This is a genomic window from Pontibacter harenae (assembly GCF_020907245.1).
GTDB classification, from domain to species: domain Bacteria; phylum Bacteroidota; class Bacteroidia; order Cytophagales; family Hymenobacteraceae; genus Pontibacter; species Pontibacter harenae.
In genome coordinates this window covers 130,982-155,736 of sequence record NZ_JAJJWH010000002.1, presented here as the reverse complement: position 1 = coordinate 155,736, position 24,755 = coordinate 130,982, and the positions used below count along the sequence as shown (strand labels likewise).

The 24,755-nt window shown below is 44.1% G+C and carries 18 protein-coding genes; 5 read left to right on the top strand and 13 right to left on the bottom strand.

Annotated features, from left to right (window positions below; translation table 11 throughout):
- Positions 1 to 105: 105 nt before the first annotated feature.
- Positions 106 to 1,188, top strand: coding sequence for a DUF3667 domain-containing protein (locus tag LN893_RS01995; RefSeq protein WP_229967776.1), 1,083 nt, complete (start codon positions 106 to 108; stop codon positions 1,186 to 1,188).
- Positions 1,189 to 1,259: 71 nt separating this feature from the next.
- On the opposite strand, the gene LN893_RS01990 is transcribed toward LN893_RS01995, so the two are convergent.
- From LN893_RS01990 to LN893_RS01980, 3 genes are all read right to left on the bottom strand, one after another.
- A complete protein-coding gene (locus LN893_RS01990) occupies positions 1,260 to 2,342 on the bottom strand; it encodes an FUSC family protein (protein WP_229967774.1) in 1,083 nt (360 codons plus the stop codon).
- Positions 2,343 to 2,539: 197 nt separating this feature from the next.
- Positions 2,540 to 3,160, bottom strand: coding sequence for an energy transducer TonB (locus LN893_RS01985; protein ID WP_229967772.1), 621 nt, complete (start codon positions 3,158 to 3,160; stop codon positions 2,540 to 2,542).
- A gap of 210 nt (positions 3,161 to 3,370) precedes the next feature.
- Positions 3,371 to 4,762: an MBL fold metallo-hydrolase RNA specificity domain-containing protein gene (locus tag LN893_RS01980; protein WP_229967770.1), complete on the bottom strand. Its 1,392-nt coding sequence runs from the start codon at positions 4,760 to 4,762 to the stop codon at positions 3,371 to 3,373.
- A 221-nt stretch (positions 4,763 to 4,983) separates the two neighbouring features.
- Between LN893_RS01980 and LN893_RS01975 the strand changes: the two genes are divergently transcribed.
- On the top strand, positions 4,984 to 5,382 hold the full coding sequence (locus LN893_RS01975; protein WP_229967768.1) for a hypothetical protein: 399 nt from the start codon (positions 4,984 to 4,986) through the stop codon (positions 5,380 to 5,382).
- 125 nt (positions 5,383 to 5,507) lie between these two features.
- Here LN893_RS01975 and LN893_RS20650 read toward each other — a convergent pair whose 3' ends face one another.
- The 6 genes from LN893_RS20650 to LN893_RS01945 form a co-directional block, all read right to left on the bottom strand.
- Positions 5,508 to 8,414, bottom strand: a complete 2,907-nt coding sequence (locus LN893_RS20650) for a PD-(D/E)XK nuclease family protein (protein ID WP_229967766.1) — start codon at positions 8,412 to 8,414, stop codon at positions 5,508 to 5,510.
- A 79-nt stretch (positions 8,415 to 8,493) separates the two neighbouring features.
- Complete coding sequence (locus LN893_RS01965) at positions 8,494 to 8,814, bottom strand: hypothetical protein (RefSeq protein WP_229967764.1); 321 nt, start codon at positions 8,812 to 8,814, stop codon at positions 8,494 to 8,496.
- Positions 8,815 to 8,853: 39 nt separating this feature from the next.
- Positions 8,854 to 9,249: a VOC family protein gene (locus LN893_RS01960; RefSeq protein WP_229967762.1), complete on the bottom strand. Its 396-nt coding sequence runs from the start codon at positions 9,247 to 9,249 to the stop codon at positions 8,854 to 8,856.
- A 169-nt stretch (positions 9,250 to 9,418) separates the two neighbouring features.
- Positions 9,419 to 11,650, bottom strand: coding sequence for an ATP-binding protein (locus LN893_RS01955; RefSeq protein WP_229967760.1), 2,232 nt, complete (start codon positions 11,648 to 11,650; stop codon positions 9,419 to 9,421).
- Positions 11,651 to 11,866: 216 nt separating this feature from the next.
- Entirely contained in the window at positions 11,867 to 15,265 is a 3,399-nt protein-coding gene (locus LN893_RS01950) for a UvrD-helicase domain-containing protein (RefSeq protein ID WP_229967757.1), read from the bottom strand.
- 299 nt (positions 15,266 to 15,564) lie between these two features.
- Positions 15,565 to 16,119: a hypothetical protein gene (locus LN893_RS01945; RefSeq protein WP_229967755.1), complete on the bottom strand. Its 555-nt coding sequence runs from the start codon at positions 16,117 to 16,119 to the stop codon at positions 15,565 to 15,567.
- A gap of 648 nt (positions 16,120 to 16,767) precedes the next feature.
- Here LN893_RS01945 and LN893_RS01940 point away from each other — a divergent pair.
- A complete protein-coding gene (locus LN893_RS01940) occupies positions 16,768 to 18,585 on the top strand; it encodes a DEAD/DEAH box helicase (protein ID WP_229967753.1) in 1,818 nt (605 codons plus the stop codon).
- Between the two features lie 447 nt (positions 18,586 to 19,032).
- On the opposite strand, the gene LN893_RS01935 is transcribed toward LN893_RS01940, so the two are convergent.
- The 3 genes from LN893_RS01935 to LN893_RS01925 all read right to left on the bottom strand — a co-directional run bounded on the left by LN893_RS01935 (position 19,033) and on the right by LN893_RS01925 (position 21,807).
- Positions 19,033 to 19,485, bottom strand: a complete 453-nt coding sequence (locus tag LN893_RS01935; protein WP_229967752.1) for a ferritin-like domain-containing protein — start codon at positions 19,483 to 19,485, stop codon at positions 19,033 to 19,035.
- 88 nt (positions 19,486 to 19,573) lie between these two features.
- Positions 19,574 to 20,815: a BaiN/RdsA family NAD(P)/FAD-dependent oxidoreductase gene (locus LN893_RS01930; protein WP_229967750.1), complete on the bottom strand. Its 1,242-nt coding sequence runs from the start codon at positions 20,813 to 20,815 to the stop codon at positions 19,574 to 19,576.
- Positions 20,816 to 20,979: 164 nt separating this feature from the next.
- Positions 20,980 to 21,807, bottom strand: coding sequence for a Rossmann-fold NAD(P)-binding domain-containing protein (locus tag LN893_RS01925; protein ID WP_229967748.1), 828 nt, complete (start codon positions 21,805 to 21,807; stop codon positions 20,980 to 20,982).
- Between LN893_RS01925 and LN893_RS01920 the strand changes: the two genes are divergently transcribed.
- Positions 21,779 to 23,371, top strand: a complete 1,593-nt coding sequence (locus LN893_RS01920; RefSeq protein WP_229967747.1) for a phytoene desaturase family protein — start codon at positions 21,779 to 21,781, stop codon at positions 23,369 to 23,371. The genes LN893_RS01925 and LN893_RS01920 overlap by 29 nt on opposite strands.
- 7 nt (positions 23,372 to 23,378) lie before the next feature.
- Here LN893_RS01920 and LN893_RS01915 read toward each other — a convergent pair whose 3' ends face one another.
- On the bottom strand, positions 23,379 to 23,765 hold the full coding sequence (locus LN893_RS01915; protein ID WP_229967746.1) for a nuclease A inhibitor family protein: 387 nt from the start codon (positions 23,763 to 23,765) through the stop codon (positions 23,379 to 23,381).
- 114 nt (positions 23,766 to 23,879) lie between these two features.
- Between LN893_RS01915 and LN893_RS01910 the strand changes: the two genes are divergently transcribed.
- A complete protein-coding gene (locus LN893_RS01910) occupies positions 23,880 to 24,752 on the top strand; it encodes an SDR family oxidoreductase (RefSeq protein ID WP_229967745.1) in 873 nt (290 codons plus the stop codon).
- The last annotated feature ends 3 nt before the right edge of the window (positions 24,753 to 24,755 follow it).

Here is a 24,755-nt window from a genome sequence, read left to right as displayed (position 1 = left end):
TTAAGAAGGTGCCAAAAAAGCAGACTTATAAATAGGGGATAGGCAAGGATAAAATTCAGTTAATGTTGTAGTTATAGTTGGCAACACATAATTTACTGTTGAAAGATGAAAAAGCATTACCGCAAGGAAAAAAACTGTTTAAACTGTGGTGAAACAGTCATAGGTAAATTCTGCTCTAACTGCGGACAAGAAAACCTGGAGCTACACGAGAGTTTTTTTCATGTAGCCATGCATAGTGTAGGCCATTATTTTCATTTCGAATCGAAATTCTTTAACAGCATGGTGCCTTTGATGACAAGGCCAGGATTACTGACGAAAGAATACTTTGAGGGCAAAAGAGCGTCACACCTCAACCCGATCAGCATGTACATCTTCATCAGTATAGTTTTTTTCTTTCTTTTTCTGAGCGATATAAACGTAGGCAACAAAACAAACGACCATAGCAAGGCTGAAGCTGTAAGTGAGGTTGCAAAACTTGAGCAGCAAGAAAAAAAGATAGCTAAAATAGAGGAGCTAAAGAAAGAGGTAAACGAGAACGCCGCCGCAGGGAAAATACCTAAAGAGACTGCTTTATTTACAAATGGTGTGTTAGACAATTCTGCAGCAGCACTTGATACTGTTGGCAAGTATAGCCAGAACGAGGCCGTGATCTTAACTAATCCAGTAAAAGAACTTTCCGATTTGGAGGAGTACGAGCGGGAGCAAAGTCTTTTGCCAGAAGCAAAAAGAGACGGCAGTTTCAAACGTTCCATTAAGACGAAGTTTATGCTTGTAATGGAAGATGACAACACGGCAAAAGCATACATGAGTGCTTTAAAGCAAAACCTGCCCAAGATTATGTTTTTGTTGCTGCCGCTGTTTGCGCTGATCCTGAAAATGGTCTATTTCCGCTCCACAAAATTTTACATCGAGCATCTTATTTACTCCATCCACATTCACTCCTTTATGTTTCTGTTTGGAGCTATCATGATGCTGATGTCTTTTGTATTGCCATCTGCTGCAGGAAGCTACCTTAAACTTCTGACATTTATAGTTATACTTTGGTACATCTATAAATCCATGCGTAACTTTTATGGAAATGCGCGTAAGCGAACTGTGCTGAAGTTTTTTGTCTTATCCTTGGCCTATACTATGCTCCTGACGGTAAGTTTGCTAGCAGTAGGTGTTGCTACGTTCTTTGCCGTGTAGTTTCTGTAGTAGGACGCTTGTCCCTTTGGCGGAGTCTAACACAAGTACTTGTGTTAGAGCAGGAACTGCTGTTAAGCCAGCAGAACTTCTTTGCCAGGATTTTGTCGTTCTGTTTCAGCAACTATACGCCGTAAATCAGTAAGAATACCGCCTATATCCCGAATCGTTTCCAAAGAAGTCATGCCCTTGAGGGTAGTAAGGCTTCGGGCTTGTTCTGCCCTTGCCTCCTGGATGCGCATGCCGAGCAGAGTTAATTTGGTGTCTGATGGATCGACGATGGTTTCTCCAAAAGCAGCAATGCACTTAGCTGTCGCTTCCATCGCCTTTTTTAGCTGAGGTTTGCTTTCATACTCCTGCTGAAATACTAGATCTTGCTGCATATCAGCTAGCCCTCTTCTAATACCTCTTATTTGTATGGTGATGCTCTGTAGCTTGTTTATGCTAACAGCCAATCGGCTAAGCCTGGTGCGCTTGTGGGTAAGCAAGGGGTTGTATTTCAAGCTCTGCTCTGCCAGTTCAAGAGCTTTTTTGCAGTTGTTAGCTTCTTTTATAAGGGCATCAACTTCAGTTCTCCCAGTTTTTCTTCTGATGCCATCATAGTCTAACATGGCGCCCAAACCTTTCAGTGTTGTGGCAGAAAGGTTACTATAAGAGATGATGCTTTTTTCTACTCCAGGAATAGCATTTTGGGGTACTATAAGCGCATTTATTAGAACGGCTATGGCAGAACCCAGAATTGTTTCAATTACTCTTTCGTAGGCGTAGCCAGGTTCGTTTTGCCCGACAGCGAGAACCAATAGCGAACTAATGGCAACCTGTGAAATAATTTGGGGGTTCATGCGGAGGGCTTTGGCAGTGGCCATGCCTACCAAGATCACCAAAAAGATGGAGAGCGCGCCCAATTCAAACCACTGCCCGAATAACAGGCTAAGCATAACGCCGCCCACTATACCTATAATACGTTGAGATGCTTTATCGACAGAGTCAGCAACTGTAACCTGAACGGTAATAATAGCAGCAATAGCAGCAAAGAAGGGATACTCAGCATGCAGCAAACTGGTAGCCAGAAACCATGATAGAGCACCTGCCATGGCCGTCTTCACTATCTGCAAGGTTAATCCAAACTTTGCTAGTATGTTTATTGCTCTGTTCACAACAGTTTAGTACTGGTACAACAATTTTAGGTTGAGTGATAAACTAGCAGCCAAATCTAATAGCATAAAGAATTAAGAGGTTGTAGATGTCTTTACCCTCTAATTACTTCTTCTCTCTTTTCTTAGAGAAATAGAAGTTCATTGGTATAGTATAACGCACAGGTACAGCCCTGTTGTTCTGGTAGCCAGGCACCCATTCAGGCATCAGAAATTGCCTCAATCGCTTCTTCCTGGTCTACGTCTTCTCTAACACTTTGCCTAATTTCTATATCGCCTATCTTACCTGTTCTATCAACCACATATGCGACTATTACTTGTCCCTCTACTTTGTCTTTTACTGCGGATGCTGGGTACCTAAATTCCCTGGAAAGAAATTTTAGAAGCTCCTGTTCGCCTAAGGGGAAAGCTGGCATTGTTTCAATGAAAGCAACAGTATCACCTTCTGTAACAGCATGCACATTGGGTGAAGCAGCGCTAAGTTTAGACACGTACGGTTCCTGTAGTTTATAAAGCTCCGCCTCAATTCTGTAACAGGTACTCCAGGAATCTGGTGCCTTGAAAGACGTTATGTAAACTGCGTCACCTCCGCTTTCTACAGCCTTTGCTTTAGCCAGTTCCAGCACCTCCAAAAAGCCACAATTCAAAGAAAAGCCAGAGTCTGTAATTTTAAGTTCACCCAATTTTTGGGCATTCAATGGTCGCTCTTCCTGGCTATAAATAATTTCCACCGCTTGGGTGTTTGTAACAGCGCTAGTAGTAGACACTTGGTTAGAAGCATGCATTACTACTTTTGGCTGACAGCCTGCTGACAAAAGCATTGATAGCAGGCATAAAGAAAGCTTTCTGTTCAACAAAGTAAAGAAGAGATAGAAGAAGATAAAATGACACAGGTTGCAGCGCTTAACTACGCTGGCAACCAAGCGCAAATTACCAACTATACCTCTAATAACAGCAGCAAATTAAGATAAAAAATATGTGGTCTTTGGTGCTATTTATCACAAGGTAAAGCTTTCTTTTCCTCCATTCCTTTATAGTGGATATACCCTGTTCATTTCTGCTACGGTTACGGGCCAGTTATGCGCTTCTTCTATTTTCTGCTTTAGTGTTCCTGCTGCATCTTCCTCTCCGTGGTTCAGGAAAAGCTGCTTAGGAGCCTCCGCAAACTCTTGTAACCACCAAAGTAAATCTGCTTGGTCGCCGTGCGCTGAAAGGGAGCCGATTTGAGTTACTTCTGCCTTAACTTCATATGCTTCGCCATCTATCTTAATGTTAGGGGCACCGCTGCTTAATTTTCGACCGCGAGTACCTGCTGATTGATGACCAACCAGAAGCACCGTGTTTTTTTCGTCTCCGACCAACTGCTTGAGGTAATACAATATACGGCCACCTGTTACCATTCCACTTCCTGCAATAATGATTTTCTGTTTCGGGCCATCATCGCGCAGCACGTTTAAAGTGTCTTCAAAGCTACTAATCAGGTGTACGTTCTGGGTTAGGTTGTCGCACTCTGTTTCGGATAGGTTATGCCAGGAGCGATGTTTCTGGAACAACTCCGTTATGTTTTTACCCATCGGAGAATCCAGGTAAATCGGAAGGTTCGGAATACTCTTTTCATCCATCAGGTTGTTCAGCAACATAATAATTTCCTGAGCACGCTCTACAGCAAAACTAGGAATAATGAGAGAACCACCTTTTTCGAAAGTAGTATTTACCACATTCTGCAGAGACTGGTAAGGCGATACGCTGTTGTCGTGTAGCTTATCGCCATAAGTGGATTCTAGAATAATGTAGTCGGCTTTTTTTAGGCGTTTCGGTTCGTCCAGGATAAGGGGCATTTGCTGACCTACATCGCCAGAGAAAACAAATGTGCGCCCTTGGCACTCCAACTCAACCGAGGCGGAGCCCAAGATATGTCCGCTTTTCTGAAAGCGAAACTTCAGCTGATCACCTGCCTCAATCCATAGGTTGTCTTCGTGGGTTTGGAAAAGTGCCATGGTGCGGTCTACATGCTTCTGGCGGTAGAGCGGTTTTAGTGGCTTTTTGCCTTTCTGCTCACGTCTTTTATTTAGCTCTCTTGTGTCCTCCTCCTGAATACTGGCACTGTCGCGAAGAACAATTTCGGTGATATCGCAAGTAGGAGAGGTGACATAAATAGGACCAGAAAACCCCTTTTTTACGAGCACGGGCAAATAGCCGCAATGGTCCAGGTGGCCGTGTGTGAGGATGATAGCATCAAGTTCTTCTGGCTTGAAAGGGAGCTTTTTAACCTTATTCAGCTTTCGTTCTGACTTATTCCCCTGGAAAAGTCCGCAGTCAATTAGTATCTTATGATTATGTGTCTGCAACAGCGTTTTCGAACCAGTAACAACGCCAGCAGCGCCTAAAAACTGTAGCTGCACCGCAGTAGTTTGTTTTGACATAGCTTGTAGTTTAACCTTAACCTCTTAGCCAGCGCATACGCGCTAGCCTTTGTTTGAAGAGTAGGTAATACGTGCTGCGGCTGCTCTGGGTCTAAATAAGGCCTTTTAAACTTCATTTATATTCGTTTTAACAAACATGCTTTTGCCCGGCTAATTAACCTATAGCATAACTGTTCGTACCTCTTAATAAGAAATTGATTCTAAATAAAAGATTTGAAAATATGAATAATTACGTTTTGTTATATCGCTTTGATGAGGAAGAAAAGGTAAAACAGTTTGAAAAAGGGATACAGAAGGAGTTTCCGCGCCACAAGTTTGAGTCGGATGGAGACTACTATTATTTTGGCTTTGCTGACCGAGCCGAGCCAGGAGTGGTTGATACCGTAGATGGCATACTAAATTCGATGGGATTTGGTGTGACGGGTTATTTCGGAAAGAGGGACTATGTTGCCCTTTATTTCTCAAGAGAAGCAGATCCAGATAATATCAAAAGACAACTGCTGATTGGTACTGAAGAGATGGTAGAGGCTGGAGCAGAAACTATGTCGGCTGATGCACACCGTAGTGCTATTCAAAACCTACTGGCATTCGACTATGTGAAGGCTTTTCCAGAAGCTTAGGAATTATAAGCATAAATAAAAAAGGAGCAGGTGCCACTAAGGTGCCTGCTCCTTTTTTATTGCGTATCAAGCCCATGTACAGGTTAGGTATCACATAGGTAGTAGGCTTCTTCCACAAAAATTCTTTATCTGGCACAAATTCCTCTGTAAGGGCAGTACTGGCATACATCTAGGTCGTTTGTTTTCTTTATCGGCTCCTGCGGGTCCAACATGCGGCGCACAAAGGCAGAAAGCAGATCCTCGGAGGCAGCAATAAAGCTTTTAGGTGATGTTCCGTCTGCTTCTACAAAATTAAACTCCGATGAAAGTACGCCTGCATCCAGGTTACGAAACGACAGAATGCCTGACTTTGGAGTTATGCTTTGCGGAACTACGTGTGGGGCATTTTGCAGTACAGTTTCCGGACTTTGCTGTAGTGTGCGTTGCAAAATATACTGGTAAAGCCACAACTGTCTGGCTTTGTCGTACTTCGGGTCGGTGGTGAAATGCAAATCAACTTCTTCGGGTTTTACCACTAACTGGCTCTTTTCAACCTTTCCTGTTTTGTAGTCGATTACACGGAGTTCATTTCCCGTCAGGTCTATGCGGTCGGCTTTGCCTGCCACACGTACCATTATCTCTTCGTCGCCCACCTGCACAGGGAGTACAGCGGCTAAAGTATCTTCCAGGCGAAGCACATACAGAGGCAGTTCATCAGATTGCTGTAAAAGTGTTAGATATTTCTCCAGCACCTGTATGGCCACTTTGTATAACAGGTAGTTCATGCCACGGTCTGGCGTAGCACCACGCGTGGCTGCAATGAATTCTTCCCGAACTTTGGCAGGCAATTGCTGCAGCATTTGTGCTACATCGCTGGCTTCAATCGGCTTACCGTTCTCAGCGAAAGGCTTAAAGAAATCCTCCAGCACCTGGTGCACCAATGTGCCGAATTTATCAGTTCCAAGCTGCTCTTCCACTTCGTCCATTTCCTGTATTTTGGCGATGCGGCTAAAGTAGTATTGCAAAGAGCAGTTAATGTACATGTTCAGGTGCGACGGGTAAAGCCCTTTTTGCAGTTCCTTTTTCAGTTGCTCCAGCGTCTGCTCATCCTTTTCTATCTGTATGTCTTCATCATATTTCTTTGTCTGTTGCTGCTCGATGGCGGCAGTCAAATCGCGGAACTTAATGCGAGGGTTGCGGAGCGCCAGATCGTTTTGCAACTGCAGTATAAAACGGCTTTTCTCACCAGAGCCATAGGTATCGGAGGGCAGCACGTACAGCAGGTTGATGCGCTTGGCGCGTTGAAGCAGGCGGTAGAAGTTGTAAGCCATCGCGCCTTCTGTCTCGGCATAAGTGGGCAGTCCAAATTCCCGCAAAACATCGTACGGCATTAGCGATTCGTTTCGCTTTGGAGCTGGTAGGGTGTTCTCGTTTACCGAAAGAATGATCACATTTTCGAAATCTAGGGCACGCGTCTCCAGCATACCCATAATCTGCACCTCCGAAATAGGCTCCCCACTAAAAGGCAATCGAGTAGAAGAAATAAGCTCGTACAGAAACTTACGGAAACTGCGGACACCTATTTTATGCTCACGACAGTCGAAAATAGTATCCAGGCGTTTTACTAAGGTATAAAAGATGTACAGGTATTCCGTTTCTATCGTGTTTGGCTGGTGGCTGTACATTTCCCGCAGCATCTCTATCAGCTTATACATGGCCGCGATAATGTCATCGCAGTCTTGCCAGGTTTTAAAGACGGTCTCGAAGAGCGGGTGCTGTTTGCCCATCTGCAACAGGTCTTGGGCCGTTACCAGCACCTTGTTATCTGCTACAATCTTGCCTAATACCTTCTGTATAAGCCCATGGTATTTCTCCTGTTCTGGCTGGTCGTTCAGGTACAGTTCATACCTTCGGATAAACGGGTGGGTGAGCAGTTTATTGACAGACAAGTGGTGGTATTGGTATACTTTGTAGCCAGTTTCCTGTAGCTGTGTTACACCCGTAAGGTGCACCTCAAAAAGCAGGTCGATGAGGTTGAAGAGGGGAGTGCCCTTAAAGCTTAAACCCATCGTAACGTTGTAGTTCGGCACCTCTTCAGGAATGGAGTGCAGCACAGGCAAGAGCAACGTTTCGTCTGGCAAAATAATAGCTGTTTGCGAGTGCCTTTGCTGCTGGCGTATTTCCTGGAGTAGTTGACCTGCCAATTTGCCTTGCATGCTGGCATTGGCTACACCAATCACATTTATCTCTTTTTCATCGGTTAGAAGTAAGTTTTGCTGCCAGCGCCATTCAGGAAGATTCCAGGTGCTTTTGTATTTGCGCAGAAAAGTACCAGCTCTATTCGGAGTGCCTTCTTCCATGTAAAAGTCATCACTGTCGAACAATACTTCTGCCTTCTCATGCTTTAGAAGCGCTTTGATGATAACTTCTTCTGATTTGGTAAGAGCATTTAAACCAATAAAAATGTATTGGTGGCAACCTGGTTCTTTGGCAATGCTGTTAATGTTGTCAGCTACTTTTCGGAAAGCCATACCTGTGTAGGCCTGCTTGTTCTGCAGTAGGCGCTTCCGTAGGTTCTGGTAGGTCTTATCAATATTATCCCAAAGGCTGAAATACTTTTTAATGGTAGGAGAGACCTCTTTGCCCAAAAACTTCGGGTCCCAACGCTCCAGAGCCTTTGCCTCAGATAAATAGTCGAACAGTTTACTAGTGTCAACTAAGTTCTGGTCAATGCGGCTGAAGTCTTCCAATAAGGTGCCGCCCCAAGTCACGAACTGATCGAAATCGAGTAGCGGGTCCTGTTCGCGCATCAAGTCGAACAGCTCCAGTTGTAGATTAATTGGCTCCAGCACTTCGGTTTTGGCAAGCCGTGTGATGAAGTCTTCCATACCCGAAACCTCTGGCGACCAGATTGGCTCAGTTGCGGCTTGCGCCAAAGCATTTTTAAAGAAGAAACTTGCTCTGCGCGATGGCAGCACGATGCACAAGTCGCTGATATGCTCCTTGTATTTTTCGTAAACGTATTTTGCGGCTAGCTCTAGAAAAGTCTGCACTTGTATTTCGTTATTCGATGATTGTTTTCAGCTCCTAAACCCATGTCTTCAAGTTGAAGACTGGTTTACGTAGGCCACTTTACCTCCAGGTAGCGTCTCGCATCACCAGAATTATCACTACCAATAACAAATGGAAAAGCAGGATGGAGATGGTGAAGCGCTTAAGCTGATTAATAGCTTGGGCCTTATCCAACAGTAGACCATACAGCGGATACTGTATGACTGCTAATAACAAAGATACCACATTTAAAGAATCAGTGACAACAATGCTTAAAAGGCCAAGCGGGAACAGAATTATAGCTGGTTCTAACCATCCATGCCCGCCACCAGCAAGCAAAAGGGCAATGATAAGGAAGACTGGGCAAAATAATGTGAGCCTTGATGTCCACTTATAATGCATACCCAAGGCCTCTTAGTTGCATTAAGGTTTTCAGGTCCATTACTTAGTTAAGGGATTGTAAGCAATCTCCCACAGGTTTTCGTCTGGATCCGCTATGTAGCTGCTGTAGCCACCCCAGAAGGTTTTCTCTGGGCGCTTCATTATTGTTGCACCTTTTTCCTCCAAAAGGGCTACCAGTTCATCAACTTCCTGCTCAGAGCCGACATTGTGCGCCAGCGAAAATCTTCTAAATCCTTTACCGTCTGCAGGCACACCTGCATCATCTGCCAAAGACTCCTGCGGGAAAAGCGCCAGTTGTATACCGTCAAGCTGAAAAAATACGATGCCACCTGTACTCGACGCTGTTGGTTGCCATCCGAAAACATTCTGGTAAAAATCTTTTGCTCGTTGTAAATTTTTTACGCCGAGCGTAATCTGGGTGATGCGCTGTTCCATATTTGTGTAATGTGTAAGCTGGTGTTGCAGAAAGGACTCAAGTTAGGTTTTATGGTTCAGATTTTATGCAACAGGCGCACTATAATTATTAGCAACAAGCCATAATACGTAGTTGGCTTTTGATTATCAGAAACAAAGATTTGCCTCAACCTCTCGGCCTAAGCTTTAATTATATCCTACTGAATTTGACCATGAAGGTAGCCCCTTTGTTTGGCTCGCTTTCCACCTCAATTTTGCCTCCTAAGGACTCAATCTGCGTTTTTGTGAGGTAAAGCCCTAAGCCTTTAGAATCTTTGTTTCGGTGGAAGGTTTTGTACAGGCCGAACAACTTATTACCTACTTTTTCCAAATCCATACCCAAGCCATTGTCTTTTACAGTTAGATAAAAGTTTTCCTCGTCGGCCCACGTTTTTATTTCTATGATTGGCTTGCCTGTTTCTGAGCGATACTTGAGTGCGTTAGAAAGCAGGTTATGAAAAATGCTTTCAACGTATACTTTCGGTAATAGTATTTCATTTACTTGCAGGTCTGTCTGTATTACTGCCTGTGTCTCTTTTAGCGTAGCGTTAAGGTTCTGCTTTTCTTTCTCAATAACCTCTTCCAAGTCTACAACTTCAGTTGTGTTTGTGTGATTAATGGAGGTACGAAGTATAGTATTCAAATCATCAATGGTAGCGGACATATTACCAGTTACAACCGCTATCATTTGCATTACCTCAGTTCTTGTTTCTTCATTTGGTTCTGCTTCATACATGGCGTGAAGGCCGCGTATATTGCTTATAGGTGACCGCAGGTTATGCGAAATGATATGTGCGAAGTCTTTTAACTTATCATTCTGTCTTCGTAATTCATCAGCAGAAACATGAAGCTCCTTATTCAGTTCCTTTAGTTTAGAAGCCTGGTTTCGGAGTAGAATAGCAATGATATCTTTTAACAGTATCTGCGCAACTTCGATCTCATGTACCGCCCACGGCTCCGACTTTCCTTTCACCACTTCTTCCCATTTACTGAAAGATTTTCGTGGGTGTATCAGTTTGTCTTCACCTGAAAATGTTTTCTCTGGGTTTCCGGCCCAAACTCTGGTTTCTTTTAATTCTTCCTTAAAGAAGAGAATATACTCTTTGTTATACCTTGATATTTCTAAAGCCATCAGGCCACTGGCGATGGGTTGGTATATGGCGGCTTGGGGAATAACCTCTGATAAGCACCTGGTGAAAAAGATGCGATCATTGTTGTGTTCCACCAGCCATTCTATTAACTCTATTATGTGATGTTCTTCAGGAGTACGGCCAATGCAGGTAATTTTGTCTTGTAAAATAATGGCTGCTCCGTTGCTTGCTGTTACATCAAGAAGGCTACATTTCTGGCCTATCAAGCCATCGATAACATTGCCACTTTCGATAACTTGATTTACCAGTTCCTCTTCAACTTTCTTATACTGGTGCAGCGCCTGCATGTCTCTTTTCTCCTGGCTGGCTGGTATGGCATTGGCAAAGGCTTTAGCCGCCATACCACAGGTTTGCCTGATCCAGAAGTTAGTAAGTTTAGGGCTGTGATGATGGCATGTAATTAGCCCCCACAATTTGCCCTTCACAATTATAGAGAACGACAAAGTAGCCATTACGTTCATGTTCCGCAGATACTCCAGGTGTATTTCAGAGGGGTTGCGGAGCTCGGACTGCAGGATGTTTGTAGGGTTGCCCGTAGCGGTGTTTACATACGGAGCAATATCTACTGCCGAAGCCAGCACATCGGGTATCTGCCTGATGTGCTTTTGCAGGAGCAGTGCTCTGGCGGGTGCTGGAATGTCGCTGGCGGGAAAGTGGTGGTGCAAAAAGGAGCGTATACCTGGCTTCTTACTTTCCGCTATAACTTCTCCGTTCCAATCCTGGTCATATTGGTAAACCATTACCCTGTCATAGTCCAGAATCTGTTGCACAAAATCTGCCACAAGGTTTGCCTGTTTCTGCAGTGTATCCTGTTCGCTAAGGCTTGTCTGAAACTGAGAATATCTGTAAGACCTTTCAAACCGTTGATGATCCGATACCTGCACGTATGTCTCACACTCAACAACCAGCTTATTGCCAGATGCATGTACAAAGCCAAAAAAACATTTGCTCTGCAACACCAGCAGTTGAGGGTTATGTAATTCAGCGTTTTTTAGCTGCCTTTCTAACGTCTTATACTCTTCCTGCTTACAAAGAAGTTGTGGTGTGTGTCCAATTAATCCTTGTGGCGTAATCTCTAAATATTCCCCTATGTTTTTGCTTACCTGTTCAACCGTCAAATCAGCAGAAGAGAGTATCATCATAAAGCCATGAGGCTGAATTCTGCCGATGATATGTATAGGTTCTTTATCGCAATTAGAAAGGTCTACTGTAAGATTCTTATAGTTCTGCATAGAAATATGAAAGCCTCAAAAGATGTTCTGCCTGCTCTAGCAGGAGAAGCTTCATGTATTAAATTGTTATAGAGAAATGTACATCAATGGTGTTACCGCACAGTATACGCAACTTCAGAGAATAAGGAATTATGGATGTTTACAAAATTTATACTCTTATCCTAAGCAAACAATTAGATAGATAAACGCCTAACAACAGCCTCTAAAAAGCATAACCTACAACGCCAGCCCCATCTGCAAGCTTTTGCCACCGTAGCTCCATTCCAGTACCTCTTCTGTATCAAAGTAAAAAAGGATGCATTTTACCTTTTTATACCCCAGTTGCTTAAAGCGTACAGCGTAATGATCAAGTTTATTGCGGTGTTCTGGCTCTGGAGGCGGAAGTTTAAACTCGATCAGCACGACCTGCTCTCCATCAAAAACCACACGGTCAGGTTTGTAAAGGTAAGCCCGGGCATCGAGTAGTTCTTTTTCGTGCTCTACCACCACCTTTTCTGAAAAATAATGCTGTAGTTTCTGATGTTTTAGAATGTCTTGTAAGCGCTGCCGCAGACCTTGCTTTTCCCGATCGCTAATGATGCCCTGGTTAATCATTTGGCGCAGCACCTCGTCTAGTTGACTGACCTTGATAATACGAGCGAGTGCATAATGCAACTGTTTATTGTAATGGCGCTGTATTGTCTGCGTTTCAAAATCAAAAACATTGTTGGCATGCTGTTTCAATTGCAGGCGCTGTGCCCAATCGGTTGTAACTAGGTGCTCCAGAAAGTATGTATTCTCCTGTGCATGCGCTACCTGTTGCTGTTGTGCCTTACCCTTAAAGAGTTGGTAGCAAAACTGATCTGGCTGCCACAACTCTTTATAAACAAGGTAACGGTAAAGTAAATGGCTCACGTTTTTAGCGTTGCCTTCTAAAGCTCGCAATGCCTTTTTATCGTCCTGAAAATCTTTGCCGTTGCCGATTAGGTATAACCTGTCAATGGGGCGGGTGAGGGCTACGTACAGCATGTTCAGGTTCTCAATAAAAGTCTTTTCCAATTCGGTACTATACTGTTCACCTAAAACAGTTGGCTCCAGCTTAGAGCTAATCGTAACTGCCACACTCCTAAGTTTACCTGTCACACTTACGTTGTCAGGTAATTGACTCCACATCAAGGCCCGCGTCATTGGCTCAGTACTCCAGTCGGCAAAAGGAACGATAACGATAGGATAGGCCAAGCCTTTAGACTTATGGATACTGGTGATGGTGATGGCATCACGGTCTTTAGGCGTGTTTATGCTTAGTTTCTCCTTTTGCACATCCCAGTAAGCCAGGAAATTGTTTAGGTTATTGCTGTTTTTCAGGCTATACTCCAGCACCAGGTCCAGGAAACGGAACAGATACTCGCATTCGTTGTTATGTCCCAGCAAATCAAAAATTCTGATAAGCTGTTCTGTCAGTTCATATATAGAAAGGTTACCTGTTTCACGTTCCTTCAAATCAAACCCGAACACACGTAGTTGATCAAAGAAGACCTGCGGATCAGGGCTTTTGGCTATTTTTGCTATTATTTGTGTGATCTCTGTGTCGGGTATAGTTTCCAGCGCCACGGTACAAACCAGGTACAGCGCCTCTGATTTAGCCAGTGTATCGTTCGGGCGGTTGAATACGCGGAACAGTGCAATGATTAAGTTGATGACTTCGGCAAACTGCAGGGAAAGCGAATCCTGGGAAATAATATCATACCTGCGCTCCTTCAGGAAATTAGCTATGAGCTTGCTTTTGCTGTTGGTGCGGCAGAGTATAGCCATGTCTTTAAGGGCATAGCCATCTGTTAATCCCTGCTGTACCAGCTGCAGCACCATGTTCAGCATGCTCTCATCATAGCTTAATATTTCTGGACGGGCATAACCATCGTAAAGCTCTTCTGTTCGGCTGCAATCGTCTAGGTTATACTTATAGTTGGAGTCTTCGGGGTGCGTGAACATGATCTGGATATGACCGTCGCTTTTGTCACTGTCAGTTGGTACCTGCTGCTTGAAGTCCTCGTCATAAATAGAAGTGAACGTGCCAAAGCTTTCATGTTCTTTGCTGATGAAGGTAAAGAGCTCGTTGTTGAAATTAATAATCTCGGCACGACTTCGGTAGTTGGTGCTGAGGTTGTTTGGCTCCAGCGAATGGCTGACGGATTCGTAGCGCTCCCGAATAATACTCCCGTGGCGGCGATTGCTGTAAAGTTTTTCGGTGCTACGCTTGTACAGGTGCAGAATCTGCTCCATTTCGCCGCCGCGCCACCGGTAAATGGCCTGCTTTGCATCGCCTACCACCATACTAAAATGGCCAGAGGCCAGGGCATTATCTACCAAGGGCAACAGGTTGTTCCATTGCAGTACTGACGTGTCCTGAAATTCATCAATCAGAATATGGTTATACTTCTCGCCAAGGCGCTCATAGATAAATGGCACTGGCTCCTGCAGTACAATATCGATGATGCGCTTGTTAAATTCTGAAATGTGAACCGTATTCTTGTCCAGCTTTATGTCTTGCAGGCATTTCTCCAACTCATTCAGCACCGAAACTTTGTACAGGTGCGGCACGATGGCACTAATAAGAGTTAAGGTGCCTGCATACTGTTCCTTTATCTCTTCAATGTGGTAGTACAGTTCTGTCAGCTGCGGCTTTACGCTGTCGATTTGGTTCTTTGTGGCTGTGGAAGCCTTGCCAGCATACCACTTTTCATCTTCTATAGTCTGGCGTGCATAGGCATTGCCGTAGCTCAAATCCACTACATTCGTCCATTTGCTGAAATAACCACAAAGGCCACGGTTTCCTTGGAAAAAATCAGAAGGGGAGAGGCCAGCGTTGTCCAGAATGGTTAAAGCTTGCTTAGCAGCTTCTACAACTGCTTCCTCAATTTTTTGCTTTGTGTCAAGCAACTGGCCTCGTAAGGTTTTAAAATCCTCTAGCGTCAGCGCTTGCAAATCGGTTACTGCCTCGTATACCTGTTCATTTAGTAAGTTTTTAGCGAAATCTGAGAGGTCGTCGGGCAGGGTGTTCCAACTGCGGCCTTCTCGGGCCTTCTCCAATGCATACTGCTCCAGCGTCTCCGACAGTAAATCATCTTTGCTGTTGGTTACCTTATCGAGTAAAAGTTGCACAGCAGTGTTCACCAGCGTCTGCGAGTCTAGGTCTACCTCAAAGTTGTGGGGTATGTTCAGTTCCCGCGTAAAGGCCTGCACAATTTTATTTACAAAACTATCGATGGTGCTAACGCTAAAGTCGCTGTAGTTATAAATGATTTGGCTGAAAAGTACTGCGGCACGCCTGCGCACCTCCTCCACGTCCAGCGCCTCCTCAGGTTGCTCGTCCTGTAATTCTGTTGTTATGCTCTCTAAAAGTTGCTGACTTTTTTGCCTGTCTTTCTCCGACTGCCCTGGTTCATTAAAGCTACGCAAAGCACCCAATATACGCTCCTTCATTTCGGCAGCAGCGTCGTTTGTAAACGTAATAGCCAGGATTGAACGGTAATAATCAGGATTGGAAGTATGCAGCGCCAGCTTAAGGTATTCTTTTGTAAGATGATACGTTTTGCCAGAGCCAGCAGAGGAGGAGTAAATCTTAAAAACGGAAGGCATTGTTTTCAGTCAGTTATATCAGCAACTATAAAGGTACAGGAAGTTTAGGGCTAATGCCAAGAACAAAAAAGTGATTCTTTTGGCTGGATAAGGAGTAGTGTGGTACTCAGCCTGCAGGAAACAAAGTTACTACACCGTTAGGTAAGTCTGTGGTTTACGCCAATCAGCAAGGTAAATAATACGGTGCCAAATAGCTGGTACTATCTGTTTGGTGGTGGTAAAGGCTATAAAAAAACAAGCCTCCTTTGCAAGGGGGAAGCAAAGGAGGCTTGTTATGTCCTGTAGTTTAAACAGGTATGTTAATATGCATAAGCATACTCTGGAGTTTGTACCTCCGCATGCTTTTTAGGTGTTTCGAAGTTGTTTACGCATACATGGTACATAATGCGCGCCATAGACAACGAGTAGTCTGTTAGCAGGCATGTCTGTTGCTCAGCGTTAAGAGCTTTGCTGCCTGAAAGGTTAAGCTTGTTCAATTCCATTACCTCATCAAAGTTCTGGCGCAACAATTTTAAAGCTTTAAAAGACGGCTCATTATAGTAAGTTGGGATAACCTGACATACTGCGTAGCTACCGTTAGCACGCTCTTTCGCGATCATGTTGCAAAGTGACTCTGTGTTTACCTTGTCCAAGTCAGAGATGATTACGAAGAACACTTTCTTTTGCACGTTGTTAGTGGCAACGCGAAGACCGCCTGTCATCATGTTGCCAAGAAGCATGTTGCGTGCAATCTTGGTGCCTTGCTGAAAAGCTTCGTCTTTCAGGATCTTGTTGTGGATTTTGAAAGCCAATGCTCCAGAGGCGATCAGGTTAAATTCTTTGCTTTGAGATGAGATTTTGGAATAGTGTAACATAGTAAAGGGATCTAAAGGGTTTTATAGTAAAATTTTAAACAAGCATTGACAGACCTTAAAGATTAGCTCTTGAAGGTTAATACAATCTCATTAGCTCAGGGTTTAGAAGTAGTGCGTAAAGTGGCGGTAAAAAAATTGCTCAGAAGTACATTAAAAATATAGTATAACGAGTATATCTATCTCATTTAATTTTGTGTGTTACGTAAACGAGGTTAAAAAGGATATTGTTTAAGTTAAATTACTGGCATAAATACTCAAAATAAGGGTGAATGGTTGCGAGATTTGGGTGAAATAATTTTTTAGCTTCCATTTTGCCTTTTCTGTCATCATTTCTTCGGTTAAGGTAATAAAACGTTAATTAATATAACAATAAAATATCTAAAAATAAATCTATAAAATATCATTCATATATTTAAATTGATAGATGTTGTAGCCCTTTTACGTGATTCTCTAAAAAGGTTGTAGTTTTTCTTATTAATTTTTTGTAATTTTGCACCAGATTTGGAATCAGTCTGATTTACTGCATAACTGGAATGCCCATCATAATTGGAAAACCTAGTTGTTTTTAGATTTTAGTCGCTCTTTTTCGTAGAGAAAGGTATACAACAGGCTGCTCCAGATGTGTCATATTCGTATTAAGTAAATTAGATGAACAAAATCAGATTTGAAGAGCTTCCGCTTTCGGCAGAAGTACAGCGCGCTATCGCTGACATGGGCTTTGAAGAAGCCTCCCCAATCCAAACAGAAGCTATACCAGTTGTACTGCAAGGCCGCGATATTATCGGTCAGGCGCAGACAGGTACTGGTAAAACAGCTGCCTTTGGTATCCCAACTATAGAAGGTATAGATGAGCATGATAAAAGCGTACAGGCATTAATTTTATGCCCTACACGCGAGTTAGCCATACAGGTGGCTGGCGAAATTCAGAAACTTATCAAGTATAAACCTAACATCAGTATCGTTCCAATCTTTGGTGGTCAGGCATATGATCGCCAGTTGCGTGCCTTAAAGCAAGGTGTACAAATTGTGATTGGTACGCCAGGCCGTGTGATGGACCACATTGAGCGTGGAACTCTGAAGCTTGACAAAATAAAGAAAATCATCCTGGATGAGGCTGACGAAATGCTGGACATGGGTTTCCGTGACGACATTGAGTTTGTGCTGAAGCAGATGCCCGAAGATCGTCAGACAATCCTGTTCTCGGCAACAATGTCAAAGCCAATTATGGAACTTACCAAGCGTTACCAGAAAGACCCGGTAATTGTGAAGGTGGTGCACCAGGAACTGACAGTAACCAACATAGACCAGGTTTATTTTGAAGTGCGTAACAGCATGAAAGGCGAAGTGCTTTCTCGTGTGCTGGACATGCACAACATGAAAACCGTTATCATTTTCTGCAATACCAAGCGTATGGTAGACGAGCTGGTAACTAGCTTACAGGCTCGTGGTTATTTTGCCGATGCTTTGCACGGTGACCTAAACCAGAACCAGCGCTCTAATGTTATGGCTAAGTTTCGTAGCGGACAGCTGGAGATATTGGTAGCTACAGACGTGGCGGCACGTGGTATCGACGTAGATAATGTGGAAGCAGTATTTAATTACGACCTGCCACAGGATGAAGAAGCATACGTGCACCGCATTGGCCGTACAGGTCGTGCGGGTAAGTCTGGTAAAGCATTTTCTTTTGTTTCTGGCCGTTCTGATATGTATAAGCTGAAAGACATTATGCGCTATACAAAAGCGAATATTGTACTGCAGCAAGTGCCTTCTTATGAAGATGTGAACGAACTCCGCACAAATACTTTTCTGAACCAGGTACGCGAAGTATTAGAGAAAGGAAACCTGACAAAGCATATTTCAAGAGTGGAAACGCTTATAAACGAAGATTACACTTCGCTTGAAGTTGCTGCTGCCCTTTTGAAAATGAGCCTGAAAGAGGAGAAAACAAAAGAGAAGGGCAAAGAAGCTGAAAAAGGTTTAGGTTCTCTGAAAGAAGGTTTTGATCGTCTGTTCATCACTATTGGTAAAAAGGACAGAGTTCATCCAAAAGATCTTATCGACCTGCTAAGCCAGAATGCTGATATACCAGCCTCTAAAGTTGGCGACATCGACTTGTACGACAAGTTCAGCTTTGTAGAAGTGCCTTCTGAATATACTGCCGAAATTCTTGAGAAAGTAGGTCGTATAGAAGTTGATGGACGTATGGTTGTAGTTGAGAAATCGCAGAAGAAAGACGGCGGCGGTAAAGAAGGCGGCTTCGGCGGCGGCGACCGTGGTGGTTTTGGTGGCGATCGCGGCGGAAGAGGCAGAGATGGTGATCGTGGCGGTAGAAGAGAAGGCGGCTATGGCGGCGGCGGAAGTCGCTTCGGTGGCCGTGGCGGCGACAGAGATCGCGATTCATCAAGAGGCGGCGACCGTAGAGGTGGCAGCGGTGATCGCGGTGGTTTTAGAAGAAAAAGATTCTAACATCTTTCTTTAAAAAATCTGTCTATTTTTTGTAGATGATTTTCAAGTAAAGATTTAGTAATCAATAATATATAGCCCAGCTTATAATGCTGGGCTATTTTTTTGCGGAAAAATGTTCCAAAAAAAGCAACCTGCTTTTGAAGTAGCCGTTAAAGGAGTATCATAAAAAGGTTGGAAGATTAAGCTGACTGCTCAAAACAGTTAGTTTATAAATAAGGGAGACATCAGACGGATGTCTCCCTTATTGTTTTTGAGGCCTTTTGTTTCATTGCTGGAGCAATCTGAAACGTACTTTCTGTTAAACTTCCATGCTTTTTCTATTTACTGATTGTATCAGATCATAATAAATGAAGGACAGGTCCTCACTCCAAAAATTGACTTACATTCTTTAGGTACGAGCAATAAAAAAGGGGCCGAAGCCCCTTTCTAAAATATAGTTAATCAAGATTATGCATCTTTAGCTGCGTCACGCAAAGAGCGGATATGATCATGGGCGTTTTTAACGTCGTTAAATTGCTGCTCCACAATCGGCTTCAACTCACCTGGCAAATCTTTGTTCAAGGCTTCTTTGTATGCTTTAACAGCATAGTCCTCGCCACGCTCACACTCTTCTAATACTCTTGCTCTGTCTCTGGTTGACAAGGCAGACTTGATGTCAATCCACGCACGGTGTACAGTACCTTCAATTGAACTAGACTCATCGTCAGTTTTACCGAATTTATGCAACTGGTCCTGTAGCTCCGTAATCATGCTATCGCGCTGCACAGCGTACTTTTTAAAAAGATCTTTTAGGTCTTTATCTTCTACATCTTCAGAGGCAGTTTTGTAGCCTTTTGCACCATCCTTACATCTTTCAATCAGGTGGTGTACGGTCGAATATACTTCTTTATTTATTTCCATAGTTCATGTTAAATTTTGGTTCACTTATATGATATTTTACTCATATGAGTGCAAAATTGTTTTTCTTATGGATATAAACCGCTACAGATCAGGATGCTGCCATGGCCCTTCCAGCCAAATATCCAGTCGTCCAGGCTGCCTGAAAGTTAAAGCCACCTGTAATACCGTCCACATCTATCACTTCGCCTGCAAAATACAGCCCTGGCACCACACGACTCTCCATGGTGCGCATGTTAATCTGGCTCAGATCTATGCCGCCGCAGGTAACAAACTCCTCTTTAAAAGTTGTCTTGCCGTTAACTTCGAAAGGTGCCCGCAACAGCGCCTCCACCAATTTGTTCGTATTTTTGGCAGGAAGCTCTGCCCATATTGTTTCGGTTGGCACCTCAGCCAGTGCCGTTAAAGCTTTCCAAAGGCGTTGCGGTAAACCAAACAAGGGGTTTGTGCTTACTACCTTCTTAGGATGTGCTTGCCTGTAGTTTTGCAGGTTCTCCCGCAGCGTTTCCTCTGTGAATTCAGGAATCCAGTTGATGAGGGCTGTAAAGCTATAGTTTAGATCGCTAAATATCCTGGCTCCCCAGGCAGACAATTTAAGCACGGCAGGTCCGCTGTAGCCCCAATGGGTGATCAGCAGCGGTCCCTCATACTCCAGCTTCTGACCAGCTACACGTACCTTGGCCTGTGGCACAGATATACCTTGCAGTTCTTTAAGAGGCGAAGCAGGCACGTTAAAGGTAAACAAAGACGGCACAGGTTCCTTTATAGTATGGCCTATTTTCCGAAGCCAATCATAGTTTTGAGCTTTAGGGTTTCCGCCTGTGCTCACTAAAATTTTGTCAGCCTTGATGGTATTGCCGTTGCTTAGGTGTAGTACAAACTGTTGTTGGTTGGAGCTATCACTTTTAAGAACTTCTATGCGTTCAACGCCAGCCCCTTTTCTAATCTGTACGCCTGCTTTATTGGCCTCACGCAATAAGCAATCGATAATAGTGTCTGAACTGTCGGTTACAGGGAACATACGGCCATCAGCTTCGGCTTTTAACTGCACGCCGCGTTGTTCAAACCATGCCACAGTTTCGGTAGCTCCAAATGTCTTAAAAGCTTCTTTTAATTGCTTTGCTCCTCGCGGGTAATGCTGGCTAAAGGTAGTAGGCACATAGCATTGGTGAGTCACGTTGCAGCGGCCACCACCCGAAACACGCACTTTAGACAGTAGCTTGTTTGTTTTCTCGAGTAGTATCACCTCTGTTTCTGCGTTAGCCTCCGCACAGGCAATGGCTCCAAAAAATCCTGCTGCTCCGCCACCGATCACCACTACTGTTTTTGCCATTTTTGTTACTCGTTCTGAATTGATAAATTTTTATTAGGTACTGATGTCATATGCTCGATTTGAAGATTTGCGCAGCTTCCGCTTTACTGCTTTTTAGAAATTCTGTTCAGCAGAGTATAAATTTGAAAACACTAACCTGCCATCAGTAACTATAAACAAAGATACTAAAAGAATAGCATTGGGTCAGGGTGGATGAAAACGTAAGAGAGGTCTTCTTTTAGTCTTTCGCTTTTTATGAGCTTAAATGCAGTTTTTTCCACCTCGGCAAAGGTAGGAGGTGTTAGTCCAATGGCTTCGGCGGCTTTCGTGTAAAAGTCTTTACGGAGCGGGTGCTCATCGGCACAGGCATTATATACTTCTCCCCATTTTTGCTCCACTATTATTCGTTGCAGAATGGCAACACAATCCTCCAGATGAATAAGGTTGACAGGTGCATCTCCGTTCGGCACATTTGTTTTGCCTGCCATAAAACGACCTGGCCTACGGTCGCCTCCAACTAAACCAGCAAAACGAACAACTGTTGTAAGCCACTCTTCGCGTTCACAAAACATTTTCTCGACCTGTAGCAGCGTGTTATCTGGCTCTTTTTCTTCCGTAAAGATGGTGTCTTCTTCAGTCACGGTTCGGTTCAGGTCAAGGTACACAGAGGTGGATGAAACAAAAAGCACACGGTTAACAGATGAATTCAACAGTGACTTGAGCAAAAGGCGCATCTGTTGTAGGTAGCTTTCGCCGCTATCGGAGCGAAGGCGCGGCGGGATGTTCAGCAAGAGTATATCACTCTGGAGAAAGCTAGCTAGTCCTGCTGTATCAGGTTCTGCTTCTGAAAAATCTATTAAATAAGGCTCTATGCCTGCAGTTTGCAAAACAGATAGTTTGTCAGGAGTAGTGGTAGACCCCTTAACACTATATCCAATACTTATAAGTTGTTTGGCCAAGGGTAAACCGAGCCAGCCACAGCCCATGATACTAATAGTTGCTTTTCCTTCCATTGTTATTCTGTTTCCAGCTAATGTTCCGAGTTATAATAAACAAAATAACGGCATTTCTGTTAGAACTATCTATAAAGAAGAAAAGCTAACAATTTATACTTGCCCTTGCATGGACTATGATGTAGTAGTAGTAGGTTCTGGCTTTGGCTCCTTAACGGCTGCCGCCCTATTAGCAAAAAGAGGACTGAAAGTATGTGTGCTGGAGCAGGCGAAGTATGCGGGCGGCTGCGCTTCATCTTTTAAAAGAAAAGGGTACTGGTTTGAGACAGGAGCAACCACACTTGTAGGTTTAGACCTACACATGCCCCTGCGCTACCTGCTGGACGAAACGGGTATAACCTTGCCCGTACGTAAACTTGAAAAGCCAATGCAGGTGCACTTACCAAACGGTCAGCTGCTCACGCGGTACCAGGAACTGGAAGAATGGATAGGAGAGGCGGAGCGTGTTTTCGGGAAGTATAACCAAAGGGCTTTTTGGGAGCACTGTTACAAGGTGAGTAAGGCAGTGTGGCACACATCGCTGCAGCAGCAAAGCTTTCCGCCTTCCAATGCTAAAGATCTTGCTTATTCTGCGTTGCACACAAGGCCAGCACAGTTGAAGCTTATTCCTGCAGCCTTCAGAACAATGGATGATGTGTTGCGAAAGTATAAGCTACTGGACAACAACCTTTTTGTAGATTTTGTGAATGAGCAGTTGCTGATTACGGCCCAGAACTACCTGCATGAGGTAAATGAACTGTTCGGTGCCACAGCCTTGTGCTATACTTTGTACAACAACTACAACCTGGATGGTGGTTTGATAAATATGGTAAAGCCTGTGGTGAACTACATTCTTGACAATGGAGGTGATTTGCAATTTGGGCAGGAAGTGCAGGCTATCTCTAGCATCAAAGAAGGATATAAGGTAACAACAGCTAAGAATACTTTCCAAAGTAAATTTATCATCAGTGGCATTCCGCTTCATAATACAGCTGAGCTCTTTTCTGATGAAGCTATAAAGCAGCGGTTGCAGCCGTACCTTTTACCATCAGCTAAACAAAATGGAGCCTTTACGATGGGACTGGTACTAAAGCAACAGAAAACACCAGAGGTACTGCATCATCAGGTGCACGTGCCACAAGGGCTGCCCATCATCGGGAGCAAGAGTATCTTCGTCAGTTTCAGTCATCCAGCAGATGATCTTCGTGCTCCAGCGGGGGAGGTAGTGGCATCTGTTAGTACGCATATCCCTGATCCTGCGCAAAAATTCATCGAAGATAAGGTTCCCATAGAAAAGGCTATACTTGCGGCACTGCAACAACAGGAACTGATTCAACAAAAAAGCATCAGCTACAGCCAATCTGCTACGCCAGGTGCCTGGACCTTCTGGACAAAACGTGCCTACGGTGCCGTAGGTGGTTATCCGCATTATAAAAGCACAAAGCCCTGGCAAATGAAGGATGCCCGATTAGACCACAGAGGCGCTTATGTGTGTGGTGACACGGTTTATCCTGGGCAGGGCATTGTGGGCGTTTGCCTCAGCGGCATTATAGCTGCGCATAAGCTCGTGCAGGATCATTTTTAGCACATTATTAGTAGGGTCTTGTCAGTGCCGACTTTAGACCTGCTATTTCGCCTTTCTCTGTAGTGCCGAGAATAAAAACCGTTCTTCTTACTTCTCCAACACAATAGGCTTTCACATCCTGCAGCAGCTCTTGCAGCTTTTCCTGTAGCTTCTGAAAGCGCTGTTTGTTTTCTTCTTTATCTCCTGCATAAGCTTGAAAAAGCTCTTGCACTGGCAATACCTCCGTAGGGTAATGCGAAGGCATACCTGCCAATTTACGTACCGTCTCTTCGTTCAGGGCTGAAGCATCGTGTTGCTCATCATGATAAAACTCAAATGGCTCTGATGTGGCACTTTCCAGAGAAAGTCGGTCTGTTAAGTTCGATAGCTCGTTTTTTATCTCTTGTAGTTCCATAAGTTCATTTATGTTGTTAAAGGTTATACGATTTTGTGAATTAGCGTATCTTTAAATCAACTCCTATTGATGTGCTTATACGTTACAAAACAAACTATAAACAAAACGACTGATATGAAAGCTGAACCTATGTTAAAAGAAGGCGCTCTGAAAGGCAAAACAATCATTGTAACAGGTGGTGGTACAGGTCTTGGCCGCTCTATGGTAAAGTATTTTTTAGAACTTGGAGCCAACGCTGTTATCTGTAGCCGAAAGCTGGATGTGCTCGAGCAAACGGCAAAGGAACTGGAGGCCGAGACAGGCGGAACCGTATTGGCGCTATCTTGTGATGTGCGCAAGTACAACGAGGTAGAGGCGATGCTGCAGACAGCTTTGTATCAGTTTGGTAAGATAGATGTGTTGGTGAATAATGCAGCGGGAAACTTTGTAAGCCCGACAGAGCGCCTCAGTAACAAAGCTTTTGATGTGATAACGGATATTGTGCTGAAAGGAAGCTACAACTGTACCTTGGCTTTAGGCAAGCACTGGATTGAGCAAAAAGAGAAAGCAGCTATTTTGAACATTGTCACCACTTACGCCTGGACGGGATCGGGGTATGTGGTGCCTTCGGCCTGTGCTAAGGCAGGTGTGTTGGCGCTTACACGTTCGCTGGCTTCAGAGTGGGCTAAATACGGCATTCGTTCCAACGCCATTGCTCCAGGCCCCTTTCCTACAGAGGGAGCTTGGACTCGTCTGTTCCCGAAGCAGTTGGCTGATCAGTTGGACCCCGTGAAGCGAATTCCTGTGGGGCGCTTTGGGGAGCACCAGGAATTGGCTAATCTGGCAGCTTATCTGGTGTCTGATTACGCATCTTTTGTGAATGGCGAAGTTGTGACGATAGATGGAGGCGAGTGGTTATACGGGGCAGGGGAGTTTAACAGTTTCGACCAGATACCGCAGGAGATGTGGGATGCCATGGAAAAGCAAATGCGCGGCAAAGGCCAATAGTGG

Bases quoted from the DNA above. Each gene is read 5' to 3' on its own strand.
- LN893_RS01940 (WP_229967753.1), top strand. From the start codon at position 16,768: ATGAACAAAATCAGATTTGAAGAGCTTCCGCTTTCGGCAGAAGTACAG.
- LN893_RS01960 (WP_229967762.1), bottom strand. From the start codon at position 9,249: ATGGAACAGCGCATCACCCAGATTACGCTCGGCGTAAAAAATTTACAA.
- LN893_RS01935 (WP_229967752.1), bottom strand. From the start codon at position 19,485: ATGGAAATAAATAAAGAAGTATATTCGACCGTACACCACCTGATTGAA.
- LN893_RS01980 (WP_229967770.1), bottom strand. From the start codon at position 4,762: ATGTCAAAACAAACTACTGCGGTGCAGCTACAGTTTTTAGGCGCTGCT.
- LN893_RS01910 (WP_229967745.1), top strand. From the start codon at position 23,880: ATGAAAGCTGAACCTATGTTAAAAGAAGGCGCTCTGAAAGGCAAAACA.
- LN893_RS01930 (WP_229967750.1), bottom strand. From the start codon at position 20,815: ATGGCAAAAACAGTAGTGGTGATCGGTGGCGGAGCAGCAGGATTTTTT.
- LN893_RS01995 (WP_229967776.1), top strand. From the start codon at position 106: ATGAAAAAGCATTACCGCAAGGAAAAAAACTGTTTAAACTGTGGTGAA.
- LN893_RS01945 (WP_229967755.1), bottom strand. From the start codon at position 16,119: ATGTTACACTATTCCAAAATCTCATCTCAAAGCAAAGAATTTAACCTG.
- LN893_RS01915 (WP_229967746.1), bottom strand. From the start codon at position 23,765: ATGGAACTACAAGAGATAAAAAACGAGCTATCGAACTTAACAGACCGA.
- LN893_RS01920 (WP_229967747.1), top strand. From the start codon at position 21,779: ATGATACTAATAGTTGCTTTTCCTTCCATTGTTATTCTGTTTCCAGCT.
- LN893_RS01985 (WP_229967772.1), bottom strand. From the start codon at position 3,160: ATGCTTTTGTCAGCAGGCTGTCAGCCAAAAGTAGTAATGCATGCTTCT.
- LN893_RS01955 (WP_229967760.1), bottom strand. From the start codon at position 11,650: ATGCAGAACTATAAGAATCTTACAGTAGACCTTTCTAATTGCGATAAA.
- LN893_RS01975 (WP_229967768.1), top strand. From the start codon at position 4,984: ATGAATAATTACGTTTTGTTATATCGCTTTGATGAGGAAGAAAAGGTA.
- LN893_RS01965 (WP_229967764.1), bottom strand. From the start codon at position 8,814: ATGCATTATAAGTGGACATCAAGGCTCACATTATTTTGCCCAGTCTTC.
- LN893_RS01950 (WP_229967757.1), bottom strand. From the start codon at position 15,265: ATGCCTTCCGTTTTTAAGATTTACTCCTCCTCTGCTGGCTCTGGCAAA.
- LN893_RS01925 (WP_229967748.1), bottom strand. From the start codon at position 21,807: ATGGAAGGAAAAGCAACTATTAGTATCATGGGCTGTGGCTGGCTCGGT.